General features: G+C 40.4%; 14 protein-coding genes and 2 pseudogenes. 2 read left to right on the top strand and 14 right to left on the bottom strand.

Going from position 1 to position 14,683, the window contains the following annotated elements; all coding sequences use genetic code 11:
• Window positions 1-24: 24 nt before the first annotated feature.
• From BM183_RS11980 to BM183_RS11970, 3 genes are all read right to left on the bottom strand, one after another.
• A complete protein-coding gene (locus BM183_RS11980; RefSeq protein WP_091687116.1) occupies window positions 25-690 on the bottom strand; it encodes a DUF4367 domain-containing protein in 666 nt (221 codons plus the stop codon).
• A gap of 1 nt (window position 691) precedes the next feature.
• The gene (locus tag BM183_RS11975; protein WP_091687115.1) at window positions 692-1,246 is read right to left on the bottom strand and encodes an RNA polymerase sigma factor; all 555 of its coding nucleotides are present in this window, start codon (window positions 1,244-1,246) and stop codon (window positions 692-694) included.
• Between the two features lie 303 nt (window positions 1,247-1,549).
• Complete coding sequence (locus BM183_RS11970; protein ID WP_091687114.1) at window positions 1,550-1,819, bottom strand: helix-turn-helix domain-containing protein; 270 nt, start codon at window positions 1,817-1,819, stop codon at window positions 1,550-1,552.
• A 115-nt stretch (window positions 1,820-1,934) separates the two neighbouring features.
• Here BM183_RS11970 and BM183_RS11965 point away from each other — a divergent pair, with 115 nt between their 5' ends.
• The gene (locus tag BM183_RS11965; protein ID WP_091687113.1) at window positions 1,935-2,246 is read left to right on the top strand and encodes a hypothetical protein; all 312 of its coding nucleotides are present in this window, start codon (window positions 1,935-1,937) and stop codon (window positions 2,244-2,246) included.
• Between the two features lie 22 nt (window positions 2,247-2,268).
• The gene (locus tag BM183_RS11960; protein WP_091687112.1) at window positions 2,269-2,565 is read left to right on the top strand and encodes a DUF6809 family protein; all 297 of its coding nucleotides are present in this window, start codon (window positions 2,269-2,271) and stop codon (window positions 2,563-2,565) included.
• A gap of 84 nt (window positions 2,566-2,649) precedes the next feature.
• Here the strand turns inward: BM183_RS11960 and BM183_RS11955 are convergent, their stop codons facing one another.
• From BM183_RS11955 to BM183_RS11900, 11 genes and pseudogenes are all read right to left on the bottom strand, one after another.
• Window positions 2,650-3,555, bottom strand: a complete 906-nt coding sequence (locus BM183_RS11955; protein WP_091687111.1) for a conjugal transfer protein — start codon at window positions 3,553-3,555, stop codon at window positions 2,650-2,652.
• A gap of 16 nt (window positions 3,556-3,571) precedes the next feature.
• The gene (locus BM183_RS11950) at window positions 3,572-4,570 is read right to left on the bottom strand and encodes a bifunctional lytic transglycosylase/C40 family peptidase (RefSeq protein ID WP_091687110.1); all 999 of its coding nucleotides are present in this window, start codon (window positions 4,568-4,570) and stop codon (window positions 3,572-3,574) included.
• Window positions 4,567-6,876: a CD3337/EF1877 family mobilome membrane protein gene (locus BM183_RS11945; protein WP_422664686.1), complete on the bottom strand. Its 2,310-nt coding sequence runs from the start codon at window positions 6,874-6,876 to the stop codon at window positions 4,567-4,569. Before BM183_RS11945 ends, BM183_RS11950 begins: the two co-directional genes overlap by 4 nt.
• Window positions 6,876-9,326, bottom strand: a pseudogene (gene tcpF, locus BM183_RS11940) (conjugal transfer ATPase TcpF). The gene BM183_RS11945 and the pseudogene tcpF overlap by 1 nt, the downstream one beginning before the upstream one ends.
• The gene (locus tag BM183_RS11935; RefSeq protein ID WP_091687109.1) at window positions 9,310-9,702 is read right to left on the bottom strand and encodes a conjugal transfer protein; all 393 of its coding nucleotides are present in this window, start codon (window positions 9,700-9,702) and stop codon (window positions 9,310-9,312) included. The pseudogene tcpF and the gene BM183_RS11935 overlap by 17 nt, the downstream one beginning before the upstream one ends.
• An 84-nt stretch (window positions 9,703-9,786) precedes the next feature.
• Window positions 9,787-10,281, bottom strand: coding sequence for an antirestriction protein ArdA (locus BM183_RS11930; RefSeq protein ID WP_425549703.1), 495 nt, complete (start codon window positions 10,279-10,281; stop codon window positions 9,787-9,789).
• Window positions 10,282-10,365: 84 nt separating this feature from the next.
• On the bottom strand, window positions 10,366-11,058 hold the full coding sequence (locus tag BM183_RS11925; protein ID WP_091687107.1) for a DUF4145 domain-containing protein: 693 nt from the start codon (window positions 11,056-11,058) through the stop codon (window positions 10,366-10,368).
• 72 nt (window positions 11,059-11,130) lie between these two features.
• Window positions 11,131-11,352: a hypothetical protein gene (locus BM183_RS11920; RefSeq protein ID WP_091687106.1), complete on the bottom strand. Its 222-nt coding sequence runs from the start codon at window positions 11,350-11,352 to the stop codon at window positions 11,131-11,133.
• A 28-nt stretch (window positions 11,353-11,380) separates the two neighbouring features.
• Complete coding sequence (gene mobT / locus BM183_RS11915) at window positions 11,381-12,598, bottom strand: MobT family relaxase (protein ID WP_091687105.1); 1,218 nt, start codon at window positions 12,596-12,598, stop codon at window positions 11,381-11,383.
• A 174-nt stretch (window positions 12,599-12,772) separates the two neighbouring features.
• Window positions 12,773-14,167: an FtsK/SpoIIIE domain-containing protein gene (locus BM183_RS11905; RefSeq protein ID WP_091687104.1), complete on the bottom strand. Its 1,395-nt coding sequence runs from the start codon at window positions 14,165-14,167 to the stop codon at window positions 12,773-12,775.
• Between the two features lie 52 nt (window positions 14,168-14,219).
• A pseudogene (locus tag BM183_RS11900) lies at window positions 14,220-14,360 on the bottom strand (YdcP family protein); the annotation flags it as partial.
• Window positions 14,361-14,683 lie beyond the last annotated feature (323 nt).

The following is a 14,683-nucleotide window of genomic DNA, read 5'->3' as shown; positions in this document are numbered from 1 at the left end:
TAATTTCTATTTTTTTATGTTTTATTACTGAATGCTCATTGCAATTCGAAAAACTTCTTCCTTATTTAGTGTTGAAAAGATGGAGTACATATATAACTCATCATGCCAGATCAGATTTTGTACTCCATAATTAGAGTAATATATTGCTGGCTGCCCATTTATTTCTGTGTCCTCAACTTCAATACCTTCTGTATTTATATGTCTGGTAACATCTTCCTTATTTTTTTGTTCGTATATAATATAATCATCACTTTTTATATATTCCAGATACACACTACCATCCAAATCTTCTAAGTTAATCGTAAAGCCCTCTGGAATATAGGAAGGTGTAAATGGTGTAAATTCACCTTTTGTAATAGGTTTAGAATTATCAAATATTATTTCCGTGTATTTTTCATATACATAGGATATAAATTCAAAAACTGCCCTTCGAACAGCAGATACATTCATAGAAGAGGCAAGCAGTATAAAGATGCTTAAGAAAACAACTGCTATCCGTTTGTTTATAAAAGTTGTTCTTACAGAATTTTCTTTTTTCATACTTTGTTTTATAAGTTTTTTCATTCTCCTTTGAAATCTTTTAGAAAACTGATATTCAATATCATCATTCCTTGGAAGAGAATTAATATAATATTCATCAACTTTCTTTACAGCTTCTTTCAATTTATCATCGTCAAAACTATAAGACATTTCAATTCTCCTTTTCTAATGAAGCTTGAATTTTTTGTTTCGCACGTTCTATACGCTTGCGTACAGTAGCTTCATTAATATTCAGTAAAGCCGCAATTTCCTTATTCGCTAATTCATGTACAAATTTTAGAATCATGACATCTTTGTACATCGCGGGTAATTGCACAATTGCTTTACCTATGTCACCTAAATTATTTATATTATTTTCATCACCGTTTTCTAAAACAGAATCATCAAAGTCTTTAAAAAGTATATGCTGTACTTCATCAAGAGAAACACAGAATTTTCTTTTACGATTATTGTACATGTTAATTGCATGATTCTTCACAATAATAACAATAAAGCTCTTTGTTTTGTGACAATTCACATCTTGGATCTTATCTAAATTCTCTATTATTTTAATAAATGAATCGTGTACCGCATCTTCCGCTAAAAAGTTATCTTTTAAAATTTGATTTGCTATATAAAACATTAATTTACCATACTGCTCATATATCAATTCAAATTTTATTTTATCTTCCTCTGTATCTATAACACTTAAATAAAAAGTCAGCATTATGTACCCCCTTTAAAACCATAAGCTTTATCAATTTTCTCTATCAAAAATTATACTTACACCTTTACATAATTTCTTAATACTGATTCTAAAATATAACAATATTATACATTAAATTATAAGAAACTAAAAGTATTATACAAATGGTTTAGTACAATAAAAAATACAACCAATATGGAAATATAATAAAAAAATAACGGGTTACATATAAAAATCGTATGTAGTAACCCGTTATTTTTTTATTATTTTATAACTATTTGTAAGAAAGATTTTTGTAGATGAAGTAAAAAGTGAAGAAAATGGTTAATCCTGACTTTCTATTTCGTATTTGTTTATTGGTTCCAATCCACTAAACATCTCATTAAAGTTAACGCCCAATATTCTGGTAATAGCAATTAGATCACTTGTAAATATATTACGAACGCCAGTTTCTATTTGAGCATATGTAGACTGTATCATAGGTCTTCCGCTTAACTCTAATTTTGCACACATTTGTTCTTGTGTTAGCCCTTTTTCTTTTCGGAACCTTTGTATATTGGTACCTAAATTAACATCTTGAATAATCTTTGTCATAACAGATACCTCCTCGATTATCACTTTATAGTGATTTTTTCTTGATTGTATCACGGTTTAGTGGTAAAATTATCACTAGAAAGTGATAGAAAGTGATAGAAAGGAGGGATATTATATGGCTAAAGAAAATGAAAGGGATAAGCAAACAATTAGATTTTTAAAATGGATTGAGGATTATCCTGGCTGGTGGCATATAATTTGTACACCTGACTGTGAAAACATTAATATACAAACGATGCAGGATATACTAAAAAAACTTGCAAAAGAATCTATGTATGAAATTATGCTGGTATTTTTGATGGTTCACAGGAAAGATAATTATATGGAAAATTTAACAGAAGCAATGTTTATACAAATGCTAATTGCCCAATGGGAAGACGGACATAAAGAAGATATTATTGAGGAACTTATACATCATTTTGATTGAAGAGAACAGGAGGAATTAAATTATGCTTTTTAAGAAACGGATTTTGCATGATCTTTATAACGGTAATATTATCCCATGGGAACGACACGGTTCTCACAGTGAAAAGTACAATGAATTGCTAAGTAAGATAGAAGAGGAAGAACGCTATTTTATATCGAAAATGTCATTGGACGATTGTGAAAGATTTCAGGAATTATCGCAATTGCATATGGAACTATCCACCAGCGAGGAAGATAATCTTTTTTCTTATGCGTTTACAATTGGAGTGCTATTGGCTATGGATATAATAAAGGAAACAGAAGAAATTTACAATGACTGAAATAGCTTTTATTAGTGGGAAGGATACAACAGTCTTCCCACTAATTTTAAGCTGATTAAATAAAAGAATCCCTTCTAGTTATTTTTATTTTACAATTTTCCAACTCCCGTTCTTTTCCAACACCAAATCAAATTGTGATATTTGCGTTGCCTTTGTCTTCTGGTCAAGATATTTTACAGAAATAGATACCAACACTTGATTGCCGCTTCTGCTATAGACTGGATTTATCAACTCCGAGAACACATACTCTTTCCCAATTGGTTTTAATACACTGTCATTCACATAATAGGACAATTCTTTTGCGGTGGCGGTGGGGTAGAGCTTGAAAAACGTTGCTAAAAACTCATTGATTTCATTAATCGTTATTGCATCTACGGTTCCGTCACTTTCTTTTGCTTTTGGTTCATAGCCGGATTTTTCAGGTACGCTACAAATGGTGGGATTCTTTGTGATAACCATATTTCCAGAGCCATCAACATAAACCACCACTTCATAAGCAGAACGTACCGTCTTTTTGTTTTCTCCCTCCGTAATAAGCTGGTCTACCGTATAGGTCACGTTAAACTGATTTTCTCCGTCCTGCGCCACAGACCAAATCTGTACTTCGTTGACGGCAGCCGAAACAGGAATGTCCTTTCGGATTGTATCGGTATTGAGTGCCTGTAATTCTGCGGTCAGGTAATGCTTGATTGCTTCATTCCGGTTATCAATAGAAACCGCTGTCTGTTCCCAAGAATAATAGGCTTTGGCGAAATCCTCCACGAAATTTTCTATCTTGTGGGTATCCAAAATTTTTTCCTCAATTACCTTTGTTTCATGAACGGTGTGTATGTCGATTGCGGTGAAATTCTTATAGACCGCAAAACAGAAGCTAACTACCAGAAGTACCCATAAGGCTATGACCGTTTTCTTGTGGGTGTTTACTTTGTAAACGCGTATTTTCTTTTCTTTTTCCTGCCTTGGCTTTCTGTCATTTTTCCTTAAATCCATATAAGTATCGTCCTTTCTATCGTTTGATTCTTCCTGCACCAACTAAATGTTGCTGCCAATAGGAACTGGTTAAATCGGCATAGCCGATTGGGTCACCGGCATGGAACATGCGGTTATTTCCTTGATATATCCCTGTATGAGTAATGTAAGTACCTGCGTCGTAAGTGGAATGAAAAAAGGCCAAATCCCCAGCCTTTGCTTCAGATAAAGGGATATGCTGGGTCACGTCGTATTGCTCCTGTGCGGTTCGTGGCAGGGAAATTCCAGCCTTTCCATAGCACCACTGAACCAGACCGCTGCAATCAAAAGAAGTGGTCGGAGAAGCACCGCCGTAAACATACTGCCAGCTCTCATATTTTAGGGCTTCCGTCATGACTGCCTGCACCGTTTCATCATCAAATTGCACCATGGTCAGGTATTCCGATACCAGCAATACATAGAACATATTTCCGTAATTGTACCGCCAGCCGCCGTTTTTCTGGACAGCGATAGGATTGGAATAGGGAACTTTCACACTGTCCGACTGTATCTTTGAATAATTCTCCGCCAGCTGAAACGTGTATTTCTTTCCACGCTTTGCCACATAGTCAAGAAAGCCGCCGCCATAGTTATAAGACTGGATAACGGAATTTAAGTCGCAGCCCTTTTCTTTTGTGTATTCCAGCAGAGAAGCAAAATACCTACACCCCTGTTTGATGGATTCCTCTGTACTTAACGTGTTTGGTGGCAAGCCCATAGATTCCGAGGACTGCATTACGTCCTCCAACATACCGCCGGATTCTACCTGTATGATTGCAAGCAGCACATTGACGTAATCCTCTATACCGTATTCTCTGGCGTACTTTACTAACATTGGTTTGTGTACCAGCACTTCCGCTGACACATTTGCACCACCATATGACAGGTCATATCCTCCGTCTTCTTCCTCCGAAAAAAGAATCACCACCAGTAAAAGGAGAGAGAAAATCAAGAGGAAGACACCGGAAAATGCAATCAGGATATGCTTTCCTCTCATGGCTTTGATTCCTCCTTCCTGCTGGTCGGAGGAATCGTAGAACCTTTTATTTTCGGTTCTCGTTTTACAGTAAATCTGCGCTTTTGAGTAGATTGCCGTAATACCCGTTTTTCAACAGGAGCAGTGCTACCAATGGATTGTACTTGACGTTCCACCGGGAAGGTACGTTCCCTTTGACCGGAAGAAGCGGCTCTTTGTGTGGATTGTCTTTCAGAAGAACCCTGTCTTTCTGCCTGCCGCTCTGTTCGGTCAGCCTGATGGTCGGGTACTTTGGCAAGTCTTTGTTGTTCTCCTTTTGCAGAAACAACAGGTCTTTGGGTGGTAGTTCTGGCAGTTTCTGGCTGTACGGTTGGTCTGGTTGCTTGTGTCGGACTGTCAGCTATCGGACGGGATTGTCGGGTTGGAGCAGTAGTAGGTCTTTCATGAACCAAACCGCCAGCTTTTGGTGCCTTTCCTGAATCAAATGAATGAGAAGCTGTCCGTTGGCTTGCCCGTTCCATTTCTGACCGACGCTGTGCAATGGTGTTTCTCCGTTTTTTGGCTTTATTCTCCCGTTCTTCCTGTCTGAAAGCCCTGGTTTGTGTCACGCCGGAGGTAAAATCCTGTATTCCCTCTGATACCTGCATTCTTCCATGATAAAGGGCATATCTGGTATTTACGGGCATATCTTTTGCCTGCTCCTTTAGCTGTCCTACGGTATCCCGAATCCGGTCTTTGGTATCCATCACTTTTCCGGCTACTTCTCCGGCATGTTTCCCAAAAGAAGATTGCTCGGGTCTGCTGGCAGCTTCCTTGTCCGGTCGGGTATGGTCTGCCTGCGTTGTTCTGGAAGTTCCTGCACCTGTTCCTGTCTTTTTTGTGGTATACTGGCTTTTTCCCATTGCCGCCACGGAACGCCCCAGCTTATGTTGCAAGCGGTGCATATGAGCCTGCATAAGCATACGGGGTTTTCTCATTATCTGTCTTCCTACGCTTTGGGAATCGCCACTTTGCAGGGAAAACATACTCATTAAATCCCCCAGCTTAAAATAGATTCCGGCAAAAGTGACTATCTGTAAAAATGCCACTAGAAAGAATGGATATCCTGTAGACAGGGTATAGAGCATGGTGGAAATGCTAAATGCCGTGGTAATAATCAGTGTAATTCCTGCCCTTGTGAGAATAGTGTTAAATAGTTTTGTAATAGCACGCCTTGACATACCCTCAAAGGTTGGAATCATGCTCAACAGGAAACTGATAGGCAGGAACATGGCATAAATAATAAAAAGTACCTGTGAGAAAATCAGAATCCCAGTCAGCAGAAATACAAAAACAGATATCCCTATATTAAACAGGAACAGGAAAAATACCATACCTAAGCGGTTGATGGTCTTTGTGATGGTGAGATTTGTATTGTCCTTATCCTCAATCTCTTCTTTCACAAGTTCTTCTCTGTCCTTGCCGCTGTTTGCGTTAGGGCTGGTAGAGAGCAGGCTTTCAATTCGTTCTTCTCCAATTGCCGCACTGTCTGAATTATCAAACTGCAATAAAAGCCACGGCTGTTTCACCTGTATGGAAAACAGGCTGTCACGGATAAGGTCAACGCTGTCCTTTCCCTTACTTTCCGAATCTGGCATGACGATTTTGGTTCCTAAGGATAAGCTGGCGTTGCTGATGTCAGAGGAAAAGTCATTGATTTTCCCAATATAATCTGGCGCATAAGCGATAAATGCCGCCGACAGTACAAACACCACTACAAAATTTATCACGGCATGAATGGCTTTCGTCGTTTCCCGTTTGATAAGCCCCGTATAGGCAACGTAAATTCCCACAATTAAAATGAGAATCAGCAAAAAGCCGCTATAAAAGCCGTCAGGGGAAAGTCCGCTTGTACTCACTCCGGCAATGGTCTGTATGTTCTTTCCAATGGAATCCGCCGTATCGGAGATAAAATCCAGCGAATAAGCTTCCTGCACCAGATAGCCCGTTGCGTTGGAGAGGTACAGGCTGATCGTCCAGATAAAATTGGTAATGGCATAAAGCCCATACATGACCTGCTTTCCAATGCCGTCCAGCCAGTTCCACGGAAGCCAGTCCCAGCCGTTATCCACATAGAAATCAAGCTGGTAATTATTTAATGGGTATCGGCTGTATTCATTTCCGGCTTTCACAGTATCATCAACCAGTCCGGCGGCATATGCCACCGTTCCCAATGCGGATACAAGAAAAAGAGCAATTCCCAGTATTAAAAATACGGTCATCACCACTTTTTTTGTACGCTGCCAGCTCCATTTTCTTTTTTCACTGCCTGTTACAAGCTGATTCATCATTCCACCTCTTTTCTGACCGGAGGACGGGTATCAAAGGCATGAAGCAAATCTTCAAATATCGGGTGAAATTGAATCACGCCTACACGACCATATAAATCACTAATCAGGCATTGACCGTTTTCCAAGTTGCGTAAGCGTTTCTGGTTGTTTTCGTCCTCTGCGTCCACACCGAAAAAGGTCAAGGTCTTCTTAATCTCATTGATATCCGTAGAGCGGAACGCAAATTTCAGCCCTAAATTGTTCTTCAGCTTTTCGTCCAGTAAATCGTCGGTATTCTGGGTCACAAAATAAACACCTGCGTTCATGGCACGTCCGGCACGCACCAGCTTCATAGATAAGGTTTTTCCCTGTGCCACCTGTAAAAAGCTCCATGCTTCGTCAAGGTCTACAATCTTAAAAAGGCTCCGGTCAGTATGGATAAAATCAAGGGCAAAGGTACTGATAACAATAAGCATGGCAACAGAGAGCAGTTCCATGGTGGTATATTCCTCAAATCCGGTTTCTTTGTCCGGCAGCACCAAATCCGCCACCTGTATGATATTCAACTGTTTTTCTAGACTGATGGACTGTGTGACTTCACCATTGGAAAATAAAAGCTGTGCAAAATCATAGTCCGTAAAGCTCTCGATATGGTCAGCAATACTGGTGCTGACAGGCGTATTCTCTACCCTCAATTCCTCAATGACTTTTAGTAATCCCCGTTCTTCGCTGTTTGTTACCGCACGAATGGCTTTTCTAAGGACAGGGAAGCGTTCCCCGTCACGGGAGGAAATTCCCGTCAGAAAAGTTAAAATATCAATAGCAAGGCTTTCCGAATCCTTTGGATTTTTCATAATCACATATGGGTCAAGCAAGCCTTTGTTCCTGTCTTCACTGGTGAGATTGACAATATTAATTTCTTCTGCAATCTCCGGCAGCGTTTCTTTCCAGTTCCCACGTTCTGCCTTTGGGTCTACAATGACTGCCTGTGCTCCGAATAATACGGAATAGTACACAATCATGTTGTTAGAAAAGGATTTACCGCCACCCAGCGAGCCTACAAAAGCGGCAGCAAGGGCATTGGTAACGGAGCCTTTGACACCCTGACTGGCAAGGGCAGGCTTTAGGTACACATTTCTTCCCGTATCCAGACTGTATCCCACATAAATACCCTCATTTTCTCCTAACATTTGTGTTGCTCCAAAACCCAAGCCTGCCAGAAAATCAGAAGTTACATACTGGATATAATCGTTCATGTACCGCTTGCTGGCAGGAAGAAATTCACCGTGTAAGCCCAGCATATCTCCAAAGGGACGCACCAGCTTCACGCTTAAATCGTCGTAGAAATCCTTGACCTCATTGCAGCGGCGTTTCAATTCTTCCAAATCAGGAGCCGATACCCGTATCACATAAGAGAGCTTATACATGGCTTCTTTGGACTGGTCTAAATTGGTTTCCAATTCATTGACCGTATCCAAGGCTTCCATGACGTTATTGCTGGTTTCGTTGTCACTTTCCCATGCGTGAGTATCAAGGTCTTTCAGTTCCTTTTTCTTATTGCGGACAGTAGAAAGGGCTTTTTTATTTGCCACAATCTCCACATTCATACTGGTATCAATGGGAAAGGTAAATTGCTGTTGCTGATAATAAAAGATTTCAGAAGAGGGAAAATCCAGTTCTCCTACAATGGAGTTAATGGTAAAATAGGCGGCGTAGGTGGTGGAATCCTCCTGTTCGATTTTCAAATACCGCTGATTTTCTTCTATCAGGCAGCGGGTAGGCTTAATCAGGTCATAACGCTTTACCAGCGTTTTTCCTTTTAGCTTTTTCTTTGGCAGAGGATATTCGTAATCCTCATAGGCAGTGCCGGACTGCCCGTGTAAATGCTCCATGAGATATCCAAAATCGTCTTTATTCAAGCGGCGGATCTTGAAGCGGCGAGAAATCTTATTTTCCAGCAGCTTTTCCATCTTCGAGAAACGTCCAATTTCATCATTACTCATGGAAACAAAATCCCCCATGAGCTTATGGTTGACCTCATGGATAAAATCAGAAAAGGTGTTTGCCATGTTCTTTCCAATATTTTTTAACGTGACTTCCTGCTCGTTTAAGAGCAGCTTAAACCCGATAAAAAAACGGTAGTCCACTTGATTTTCTCCAATCATGGAAATCAGGGCTTCTGTCTGCTGGTCAATTTTTTCATAAGCAATTTCTTTTAATCTGCCGGTCACTTCCTGTTTAGAACGTTCCTGCGCTGCCCGTATGCTGGATTCCGTACTGATTTGCAGGGCATGGATTTTTCCATCACGGTTTTGTGCAATGAGCTGACGAAAGGAATCGTGTACCTGAAATTTCTGTTCCTGACTTAGGAACGAGTAATTGTAGGGAATCAGTTCATAGTAGGCAAAGCACTATCCGTCATGGTTCCAGACCAGATTGTTTTCGATATATTTAATCGGATACGTCATAAACTTCACTCCTAACTGCTGTGATGGCTTCGGTATGCCGCTTTGTTTGCAGCTTTACAGGCTTTCCGGAATAGGTGATTTTGGGGCGTGCCAGATAGGTCATAACCGATTTTAAAAAGCCGTATGGCTTCTTTCCGTCAAAGGTCTTCTGGCTCATGAACCAAGTAATGGCAAGTGGAATCCCAAAGTATTTGAGAAACGCCCCGTCTATCAGGGACAGCGGCGGCAGGCTGCCAAAGAGTATCACGAAAAAGAGCGATACTACAAACCATGTCATTTGGGTAAAGGTAATGGGAAACGGCAGCTTAAAGTCATTGATGGAATAAAGAACTTTTTCCACTGACCAGATACTGGTATAGCTTCGTATTTTCTTCATAAATACCTGTCCTTTCTTTTCAAAATTTGCATAAGAAAAGGGCAGTCCTTAGAAAAGAGCTGCCCTTAAAGTTACGTTATGTTGTTATCCTGCATATTCAAATACACCGTGAGCGGTGACTAGGAAGTTTCCGTCCAGCTCCAAGTCACGCCCATAGGCTTCATAGTCAATGTAGTTTTGAAGACTGGCAGGCACTTCACCCAAGGCTCCCGTTTCTTCAATGAAATAGCGTGCTACGTCTGCCATATCATCACAATCGGGGTAACAGAGAATATCGTCTGCGTGTTCTACCATTTCTTCAAAGCTGCCAAAAAAGGCTTGCTGAATCTCTTTCATTTCAGATTCAATGGGTGAGCCGGAGAGTTCTTCTGCCAGAGCACACAAACGGTTAATGTCCTCAATGGACGTATATTCGTTAATGTCAAAGGGCAGCTCATAATCATGTATGGCATATTCCTTATATTCGCTGTCCAAACCGATTTTTTCTTTTACGTCTTCGGGGTCAATGGGTGGGGTGAACCATGCGCCGACCAATTCGCCCTCATTGTATTTGCCAAGGTTTGAAATATAGACCTGCATTTCCATGTGAAATCATCACGTCCTTTCTAAAAATGGGTATGAAAAAAGCAACTAACTCACAAAGAATCAGTTGCATAATTTCTCTTATCTATTAGGCTTTTTTTCAATGGTTGATACTTGATGATTGTATTTTAAGTATAGCGTCATATAATTTTGCGTAATATCAATACATTCTTTTAAATCGGAAATATCTTTATCAACATAGTGTTTTGTATAATGAGCATAGTCATTTCCCAGCCACCAAGCACGATTAGCAATCTCTTTAATTTCTTCGATTCCATACTTTTCTGGCAAACGATTAGCAATAACATTTGATAATTTGGTATCAGAAAGTATTTCATCTTGTTTGTCGGGATTTAAAACGACAGCAAAATCTTTTACTAAATGTTCAAAAGCTCGTCGATAAGCCAATCCGCATACATCGGATATTCCTAATTGTTCAACTGTTTCCGCTTGATGGTATTGTTTTACAAATTCCTTTGAGATAGTCGATATTTCCTTACTAAAAGCTGTTTCTGTTTGCTTTTGAGGATAGTATGTAGCTGGTTCGATAAACTGTGGAAAGCCAAGAGGGTCAAATAAATGTTCATAGTTATATTTTCCCCAGAAAATTCTTTTACATATTGGACATTTCCCCATGACGTCTACATAAGTAGTTCCATCAAAATCCTCTGAATATTGATATAAAATCTCTGCCTGTATTCCCTTATTGCAATGGGGACATTCATTGATATAGTCATCAACAAATTTTGAAGAAAGAATATCCTTGCTAATCAAATTAAAATCCACCCCTTTTTATCGTATTTAATATAAACAAGTATAACAAGTTTTTTCTTTCTTCACAATCATTTAAGCCCCAATAATCTTATTGAATAGTTCCAGCAAAATATCTTTTACCCCAGCAGCATTGAACACCAGTCCAACCGCAATTAAGGCAATCACCAAAAATCCAATCAGTTTGGAAAATTCACGCTTGAATCCTAAGTACAATCCAATGACCACGATTGCCAGTAGTACCAGCGATTGCGCATTGGTTAAAAACCAGTTGTATAAGTTCTGTCCGAAATTCATAATATTTCTCCCTTCCTTTTTGCCCGAATCACAGGGCAGTGTCCGTTTCTTTTACAATCAGTTCCTTTGTGGAAGCGGCTTGCTGTTTTAAAATGGTTCTGTGCCGTTTGGTCAGCTTTGCATGGGTGATAATTTCCTTTACCACCTGCGTATGATTGAGTTCATCTAATTTCATGGCTACCTTTAACGTGGGTGCTACCTGATGAGAAATCCAGTTTAAGGTACGCTGAAAGGAATACGGCTCCGGCTTCGTGGTCAGCTTCATACTTTCCCGATTTTCTCCGATAAACCACGCCCATTCTTCGTTGAGCTGCCAATCGGAACGGGGCTTTGTATTATCCCTATCCACAAATCGGACATATCGGTTGATAATCTTAAAAGCGGTTTGCTCTGGATTGTCATAAGAAAGCAGGTCACGTAAGGCGTGGTAGGCACGCTCATTTTTCAGCCGGATTTCAAAGCGGTTTTTCACTTCGGCTTCTTCTATGGGAATATCATTTTTCTTGTACTGCTCATAATCCTTTTCATAAATGCAAAAGTATACTTCACTCTGCAAAGAGCCGATATAAAGCGTATTACCCATACATTCTTTTTCCTCACGCCGTACCAGTTCGCCGCTGCGGTAACTCTTAAAGCTGCGAAAGACCGAAATACATTCTTCTTTTTGACACTTCTCCGTCAGGTTTGGAATATTTAAAATGCCTGCCTTGTCATTGATGGCAAGGTCAAGCCGCTTCATCACACCGCCCTCAACCAGACAATCCATGAAAAATTCATACCAGCTCCGTTCCTGTGCAAGCAGATAACTTTCAAACTGGCGGCAGCCACGCCCTTTTAGCTCCAAGAGAACCCCTTTTTCCTGTTCGGGGGATACCAGTACAAAAATATCACCCAGTGAATAATGCTCTGCATAGGAATAAAAACCGTAATCCTCATGGAGCATATAGGATAGCTTCAATTTCAAAACGTCCTGAACAATATGCTTAACGTCCAGCGTTGGAAAGCGAATCCGCACATAGTCAAAGAGCATTTCCAACGGAGAATCGGGATTGAACCGTTCCAGTGCTTCCAAAATGGACGCTTGCAATTCCTCTGATGGAACTATCTTTCCGGTTTCCATATCGCTTAGATACTGGCGTGTGATTCCGGCGGCTACTGCAAGTCTTCTTTGGGAAATGCCGTAAGAAGAACGCTTTTCTCGTAATTCTTGTACCCATGTATCAGTATTCAGTAAAATTCCTCCCATCAAAAAACGTATGTCAACTTTTCATACCAAGCTGACATACGCCATTTCTATAGAAAACCCTTATACCACAAAGGATTTTCACCTTTTTATGTTCTGTATCCTGTTGATTTGTACCCCCCTGTTAGATACGGGGGGTTACGTGCTGGCGTGGCTTGCGCCACACCAGCCAGCTAGTCAGTCGTCACCTGCGGCTTTCGCTTCGCACGCCGCCTGTGCCGCCTGCCTGCTGTCTATCAGAGCTTTTATTTCTTTTAAAAAATCATGCCCTTTTGGTACGAGAGGTGTGTAAAATTCTGATATGACACTGGTTCCCGTATCCACATAGCCACGTCCCTTTATCTGCTTTAAGAAAAAGTCCTTGTCGGTTTCTCCAAACATCATACCGTAACCCATTTCTGACATGCGCCCCAAAGCAACACGGAAATTAAACTGGTCACGGATTCCGTCCCCTAGATATTTTGCGTCTGGACGCTGGCAGGCAAGAATGAGAAAAAAGCCTGCCTGCCGTCCTAACATGACAATCTGTTTCAGTTTATTCAGAACAGCAGCATTTTCTTTGGTTCCCAGCATTTCCATGAACGCAACATATTCATCAAAGATAAGAAAATGAGCTGGAAGTCCCAAGTAGGCATAGTTTTCGCCTGTCTTGTAGCTCTCCATCTTCTTCATGTCTTCGCTGCGCTTCATCATTTCTTCATAGAACGAATCAATGCAGGCAAGCATATCCTCTTTTTTATAGTAGACATTTGGCATAACGGTTTGTAAATCGGCAAGGTCGGCGTTCTTCGGGTCTAAGATATAAAGGACAGCATTGGTGCGGAACAGGGCTTCAATCAGTGTCAGGATAAAGTACGTCTTGCCGCCGCCCGTTCCGCCAGCAATGAGCATATGGGGGAGCTTGTCATACTCCCACCACACATTTTTCATCAACCGGAGCTTGCCGCCCTGTGCCTGTACGTTCTCTATGGAAATACGGTTTGCAATGGTATCGTAGAGCAGGGTATATTCCACATAGGAATCCTTTAATTCCTTGTCGGTCAGCTCACAGTACAAGCCGCTTTCCAGCTTCTTTTCTAAATGTAAAAGCTGGTCTTGATATTTCCCCAGTGTGATTTCCACCCGAATCTGAATCAGCCCGTTTTGAAGCTGATAGTACAGTTTGGGGAAATAAGTAATTTTCTCTTTGGAACGGCTGGAAGATAAGTCTTTAAAGAATCCGTCAGACTGTACCTGTTCTGCTTCATACCACTTGTTTTCCAGAATCATCTTCGCCAGCTTTTGGCGGTGATAGAGCTGTTTTATAGTATCACGGCGATAATGATAAATCAGCACAGCCAACGCCAGACACACCATGCCTGCCACGCCCATGCTGATAAGCAGGTACGGGAAATTGATATTGCATATCTGTGAAAGAGAGCTGTTCTTCCAGTCCATCTGTATGATTGCCTTGCCATGAAACAGCAGAACAATCAGCAGAAAGACCGGAAGCAAAGCGGCAAGGGTAACATGGAAAACTAACTCCTTGTCCGTGGGGCGAATCCGCTTGCCACGGAAGAAAAACTGTTTCATGCCTGAATCACTCCTTTTCTTTGATTTAAAAGCGCCTGCCTAACAGGAACTTTTACTTTCCGGCAGGCATATCCTTTTTCGGTTGCTGCGGATTTCCGGCAGAAGCAGCACCCTTTTTCAAGACAATATCCTCTGCTTTGATATACCAGTCCACATTTGCACCTTGAAAGCTAGCCGTTGCCACGGTATCCGCCCAATGTCGTCAACTTTAGATGATAGCAAATTTCTACAAGAAAAATATTATATTATTTATATTTTATATTTTCATTTTTTTAAAAAAAGAGTATAATAAATAAACCTAACAGAATAGGCTTTTTGCAAATATTCACTTAAATATACTTATAAAGTTGGTTTTGAGTTTTTGTGATATTTTCTTCTGTTACGTGTCATTTGTCGTTCATATTTCCGGTTACGGCGGATTTGTGAACGACATTTTTGAATTTCGTAAATTAAATCATTATATATGTAAATCCAGTCTTTTGATGATTCTATTAAAGTTATTATTTTACGTACAAC

Source organism: Anaerocolumna aminovalerica, assembly GCF_900115365.1.
Taxonomy (GTDB): Bacteria; Bacillota; Clostridia; order Lachnospirales; family Lachnospiraceae; genus Anaerocolumna; species Anaerocolumna aminovalerica.
This window is presented reverse-complemented; position numbering and strand designations above follow the sequence as displayed.